At 49.7% G+C, this 5194-nt stretch carries 6 protein-coding genes; 3 read left to right on the top strand and 3 right to left on the bottom strand.

Annotation, left to right across the window (positions count from 1 at the left end):
* Nucleotides 1-67 precede the first annotated feature (67 nt).
* Nucleotides 68-223 carry a hypothetical protein gene (locus tag ACRCZA_RS15965; RefSeq protein ID WP_438675378.1) on the top strand — a complete coding sequence of 52 codons (156 nt, stop codon included), beginning with the start codon at nt 68-70 and terminating at the stop codon, nt 221-223.
* On the opposite strand, the gene ACRCZA_RS15960 is transcribed toward ACRCZA_RS15965, so the two are convergent.
* Nucleotides 220-1179, bottom strand: a complete 960-nt coding sequence (locus tag ACRCZA_RS15960; RefSeq protein WP_438675377.1) for a sodium-dependent bicarbonate transport family permease — start codon at nt 1177-1179, stop codon at nt 220-222. The two genes, ACRCZA_RS15965 and ACRCZA_RS15960, sit on opposite strands and share 4 nt — an antisense overlap.
* Nucleotides 1180-1423: 244 nt before the next feature.
* Here ACRCZA_RS15960 and ACRCZA_RS15955 point away from each other — a divergent pair, with 244 nt between their 5' ends.
* Complete coding sequence (locus ACRCZA_RS15955; protein WP_438675376.1) at nt 1424-2425, top strand: LysR family transcriptional regulator; 1002 nt, start codon at nt 1424-1426, stop codon at nt 2423-2425.
* A gap of 161 nt (nt 2426-2586) precedes the next feature.
* A complete protein-coding gene (locus ACRCZA_RS15950) occupies nt 2587-3414 on the top strand; it encodes an N-acetyl-ornithine deacetylase (RefSeq protein WP_438675375.1) in 828 nt (275 codons plus the stop codon).
* Between the two features lie 350 nt (nt 3415-3764).
* Here the strand turns inward: ACRCZA_RS15950 and ACRCZA_RS15945 are convergent, their stop codons facing one another.
* Entirely contained in the window at nt 3765-4676 is a 912-nt protein-coding gene (locus tag ACRCZA_RS15945; RefSeq protein ID WP_438675374.1) for a L,D-transpeptidase family protein, read from the bottom strand.
* Nucleotides 4677-4896: 220 nt separating this feature from the next.
* Complete coding sequence (locus ACRCZA_RS15940) at nt 4897-5025, bottom strand: hypothetical protein (RefSeq protein ID WP_438675373.1); 129 nt, start codon at nt 5023-5025, stop codon at nt 4897-4899.
* Between the last annotated feature and the right edge of the window lie 169 nt (nt 5026-5194).

Below are 5194 nucleotides of genomic sequence, written 5' to 3'. Positions count from 1 at the left end.
TGAGCATTGGCGCTATTTGGCCAATAGCACATGCTAGCCTTGGTAAATGGCCGATGGTGCGGCGCCAATGAAGGCGCTAACTTGTTATCGGCCTTACCTGTGGGCCAGCAGTAACCGCTGGCTCAACATCTGGCTCAATATCAGCACTAACACCAATATCAACAGTAACACCCACAGCAACACCCACAGCAACACCCACTCCCACACCTATCTCAAGAGCTAAGCGGTCATCAGCATCACCCAATGTTGATACAGGGGGAGGCCAATGAGTACGTTTATGGGGAAGGTGATCCCCAATGATGCGAGCATGGCAAGGCCAATATTGGCCTGTGGGATCGCGGCGCGAATGGCGGCGGGGGCGGCAATATAGGAGGCACTGGCACTTAAGCCGGCTAACACAAAAATACTGCCAGCGGGTAACGCTAGCCACACGCCCACTGCTATGCCACACCAAGCTAACGCAAAGGGAATGGTTGCGGCAAAAATCACCAAGCGCCATTGATTTAAGGGCAGTGGCAAACAGACCTTTGCGGTGACGAGGCCCATTTCCAGTAAAAACAATGCGAGTAAGGTTTTAAAGCCGCCGAGTAATACTGGGGCAAGGGGCTCAAGCCCCGTTGGGCCGTAGAGCCAACCTATCACGACGCCGCCCACGAGTAAGATCACCCCGCGACTGGTTAAGGCTTCGTGCAGTACGCTCGATTGGCCGTGTTCGACCTCGCCTGCGCTTGCCGGTTGTTTCGCGCTTAAATAGCGGTGCAGCCAGAGCATGATGATAATCGCGGGTAATTCCAGTAGCACTAAATACAGGGTGGTTTCTGGCCTTAAGCTGAGGTTGGATTGGTCAACCATCGCCATCACTACCGCAAAAGTGCCGGCGCTCACGGAACCGTAATGGGCTGCAATACTAATGGCGTCGGTACGATTGAGGCGCACTAACTGGGTTAACAGCGGGAATAAGGCTAAGGGGATGATAAACCCGAGGGCAATAATGGCGAATAACTCACTGATCACGAGTTCTTGCGTATGGCCGTGCAGCGCCATGCCGCCCTTTAGCCCGAGGGTGAGCATCAATAAAATGGACAGGGTTTCATAGATGGCGGGTGGGACTTTAAGATCGGATTTGACTAAACCTGCCAACAAGCCTAAGGCAAAAAACGCAATCACAATATCGGGCATTTTTATCTCTCTTGGTTATCTGGAGCTCTCATTGCTCTGGGCCACTGATGTCTCTCGTGGCTCGTGTTTATCTAAAATCATGTTATATGTCAAATTGATATGTCGCTCGCACACCTGTGGAGGGCCTGAGTATGGCACCATCTGAAACCCAACAGCTCAACAGGCGATGTTGGCTGGCGATTGTGCCCGCAATTGGTTATATTGAAAAATAAATTATTTGCCACACAGGTATAGATGATTATCTATGGATAGACATGGGGCCAGCGTCCAGCGCACATTGCGCCAGTTAAGTTTTCGATTACTTGAGGTGTATGTGGAGGTAGTGCGCTGCGGCAATATGTCGGCGGCCGCGAGGACGTTGCATTTAACTCAGCCAACGGTGTCATTACAGCTTAAAAAACTGGCGGATATTTTAGGCGAGCCGCTGCTCGAGAGTCGTGATGGTAGGATGCAGCCTACCTTGGTCGGCCATGAGTTATATCGCGCCGCCTGCGATACCTTAAGCCGCTTTGAGGATGTCGATGCCTTTATTCAACAAGCGCGCGGCGGCAGCGTCGGCCATATTAATATTGGCATTGTTACTACGGCCAAATACGTTTTGCCCCGGATTTTAGGGGCTTTCTATCGGCTGTACCCGCAGGTTAAGGTCACCTTAAATATCGGTAATCGGGCCCATATTCTTGCCAGATTTGAGCGGCAAGAAGATGATTTATATCTATTTAGCCATCCACCGAGTGGCGGCAATGTGGTGTCGGCTCGGATCATTAAAAACCCTTTACAACTGATTGCCCCAAAGGAACATTGGGCTGTTGGCCGTCAGCAGTTGAAGTTTAACGAGCTTAAACAAGAGCGCTTTATTGTGCGAGAGCCCGGCTCTGCGACGCGGTTAATGTTTGAATCTTGGTGCAGCAGTCAAGGCATCAGCCTGACGGACACCATGCAAATTGAGAGCAACGAGGCGATCCGCCTGAGCGTGGCCTCGGGGCTGGGGTTGTCGGTGATTTCGGCGCACACCTTACAGGAAGGCCGTGAAAAACCCGCCGTACTGCCTGTGGTGGGGTTTCCCCTTGAAAGTAATTGGTATTTAGTTGGCCGCCGCGATCGACGTTTACCCTATGCCGCCAGGTTATTAGTGGACTTTATGGCGACGCATCTCGTGGAGTGTATTCAACGTGAATGGGTTGCTGCAGATATCGCCACGCTCAGCGAACGCTTTAATGATTACGCGCCCGTGGGTGAGAGATAAAATGCGCGCGAGACAGTGTGCGTCTTTGGGGCACCGCTGTCGATGCCGTGTGCCAAGGTGGGCGTGCTGGGTAGATTTTATTGAATTTCGTTGAATATCATTCAGTTTTTTAAAAGAGCTGCTATGATGGCACAGTTCTTTTTCTGGCATAAGTACAACATATGGTAAGCAGATCTCCCTTCGAATCCTTTCAGTGGAAAAGCGATATTTTTAATTGTGAAAGCACTGATATAGATAACTTTTATCTGTTGCTGACACAGGAAACCTCCCGTTTGGGCATGGTTGAGAAGACCTTGGGGGAGGTGAGCAAATACAGCGTGAATCTGTATCAAGCTCCTGCCGCGAAGTCAGGGTTACCGTCTTTACTGATCTGCGCCGGTTTCCATGGGGAAGAGTCCGCTGGCCCTTGGGGCTTGCTGCATTTTTTAAGCGAGACTTCGCCTGAGCTATTTGAGCGAGTTAACCTCAGTATTTTGCCGTTAGTGAATCCGACAGGATTCCATCGTGGCCATAGATTCAACAAATTTGGCGAAAACCCAAACCGTGGTTTTGTATTTGAAAACGGTAAACCTAAGGCCAATGAAACCTCCTCCCTTGAAGGTAAGCTCCTGTTGGAACATGCACAATTGCTGATCGCCGCCAGTCGCGATGGCATTTTAACCTGTCATGAAGATGTGCTCAGCCAAGAGACTTATGTGTATTCCTTTGAGCCGAGCCAAGTGCCAGGGCGTTTTAGCCTCGATTTACGCGATACCTTGGGCGGGTATTTCCCCGTCGCCCCCGACGGTGAAATTGATGATTGCCCCGTAAAAGAGGGGGTGATCTTTAACCATTTTGATACTTCTTTTGAAGCGTGTATGGTGCGCAGTGGAGCCCGTGTGGGTGCCTGCACTGAGACTCCCGGACTTCAGAATTTTGATCAACGAATTCTGGCCAATAGTGCCGTGATGACTCATTTTTTAGCGCTGTGCGCTCCGTTATGTGACTGATTATATGACTGAGTGACTGAGTGACTGAGTGACTGAGTGATTGATTCAGTGTGAGCGATGGTGTCTGTCATTAAGTGATGGTGCCAGTGTCATTCTAGGGTGTGATTAAACGCTGAGCTTGTAAAAAAGCAGATGCTGTAAAAAAGCTGATGCTGTAAAAGAGCGGATGTTATAAAAGAGCTGATGTTATAAAAGAGCTGATGCTATAAAAGAATCGCCAGAGACAATAATGCCCGCAGTTGCGGGCATTATTGTCTCTGGCTTTTGACCAGCGAATGACTGGCGGCGCTGAGCCATCATGTCACGCCATGGGCGGTGCGTGATGGCTGTCAGTGCGACTTGTCGGGTATTCAGTTGATCATTGTCGGCACGCCGGTACGCTCATCAAGCAGCTTTTTAATCACCGCAGAATCGGTATCTGCTTTGGCAATAAATTTGGCAATGTCCTGAGGTAGGGTAATCGCCACCGGCTCATTTGACTCAAATTCTTCGATAGTGCGCGACAGTGGCTGGTGCACCGCGAGGTAACGCTTACCATCTGGCTCTTCGGTCGCTTTAATCGGTTGATTGACAAACTGCACACGGGTGCCGATGGGGACGGTTTTAAATAAATGCTCGATATCGTCGTTACGCAGGCGCACGCAACCTTGGCTGACGCGCAGGCCTATCCCAAAGCTGGCATTCGTGCCGTGGATGGCGTACAAATTGCCGATATACAGGGCGTATAATCCCATCGGGTTATCGGGGCCTGCGGGCCAGACTGCGGGCAGAATTTCGCCTCTGGCAGCGTATTCTTTACGAATGCGTGGCGTTGGCGTCCAAGTGGGATTGGCGCGCTTACGCTGCACACTGGTGACCCAGTTTTCAGGGGTATCTTTACCGATTTGCCCAATACCGATGGGGAGCACCTCAACGGTTTTCTTACCCTTAGGATAATAATACAGGCGCATTTCGGCGACGTTGATCACTATGCCTTCACGCGGGGCCTTTGGCAGAATTAATTGATGTGGAATTAATAGCTTACTGCCTGGTCTGGGTAAAAATGGATCAACCCCAGGATTGGCTTCCATTAAGTTACTTAGACCAAGCTGGAATTGCGCGGCAATGTCTTCAAGGGTGTGTTTACCCTCTGGCACAGTGTAATAATGGTTCTCACCAATGAGTCGACTCGATGAGGGGGGTAAAGGATATTCCGTTGCTAAAGCGGAGAGACTTGGCAATACCATAGTCAACAATAAAGCTGTGGTGCGAAGCATACTCATAAGCGGATACTACAATTCCTATTAATAAAAGCGTGTTTAACGCGCCCTTGCGACTCAACAGACTATGTCAAATCATGTCAAGACAGTATGTCAAATCATGTCAAGACAGTATGGCAAATGGCTGGACAAAGTGCACCGGCGCGCGCAGCTCGCATCCTTCCTTATTTTGGATAAAAATTCAACTGAAATCTGAGTGTTCTTGCGGATTTGTTGCTTATTGTTATGTGTTATTAGGTGAGACGTTGTGTTTTAGGGTGATGTTTATCCCGTTGCGCTTTCTTTCATTTGGCGATCGCAGCAATGAACGTTTTGCCGTCATCTGTTTGTGCGCCCCTTTTTCATCTTTCATCTTTCATCTTTCATCTTTCATTCGTCTTGCGTCCTTGAGCATGATTGCGGTGGAATTTGTCATCAACCTTGCGGTTGCTGCCGAACTTAACCCCTAAGGTTGCTTTTTGCTGATGGCACAGTGAGTTATCTGGGCTAAAACAAGTGTTGAGGGTTAGTTTGTGTGCCAT

Origin of the sequence: Shewanella sp. (assembly GCF_051658185.1) — a bacterium.
Lineage (GTDB): Bacteria > Pseudomonadota > Gammaproteobacteria > Enterobacterales > Shewanellaceae > Shewanella.
The sequence above is the reverse complement of the archived record's forward strand: the minus strand, read 5'-3'. Positions and strand labels throughout refer to the sequence as shown.

Coding starts and splice junctions, on each gene's coding strand:
- ACRCZA_RS15960 (WP_438675377.1), bottom strand. CDS start 1,179: ATGCCCGATATTGTGATTGCGTTTTTTGCCTTAGGCTTGTTGGCAGGT.
- ACRCZA_RS15940 (WP_438675373.1), bottom strand. CDS start 5,025: ATGAAAGATGAAAAAGGGGCGCACAAACAGATGACGGCAAAACGTTCA.
- ACRCZA_RS15950 (WP_438675375.1), top strand. CDS start 2,587: ATGGTAAGCAGATCTCCCTTCGAATCCTTTCAGTGGAAAAGCGATATT.
- ACRCZA_RS15965 (WP_438675378.1), top strand. CDS start 68: ATGAAGGCGCTAACTTGTTATCGGCCTTACCTGTGGGCCAGCAGTAAC.
- ACRCZA_RS15955 (WP_438675376.1), top strand. CDS start 1,424: ATGGATAGACATGGGGCCAGCGTCCAGCGCACATTGCGCCAGTTAAGT.
- ACRCZA_RS15945 (WP_438675374.1), bottom strand. CDS start 4,676: ATGAGTATGCTTCGCACCACAGCTTTATTGTTGACTATGGTATTGCCA.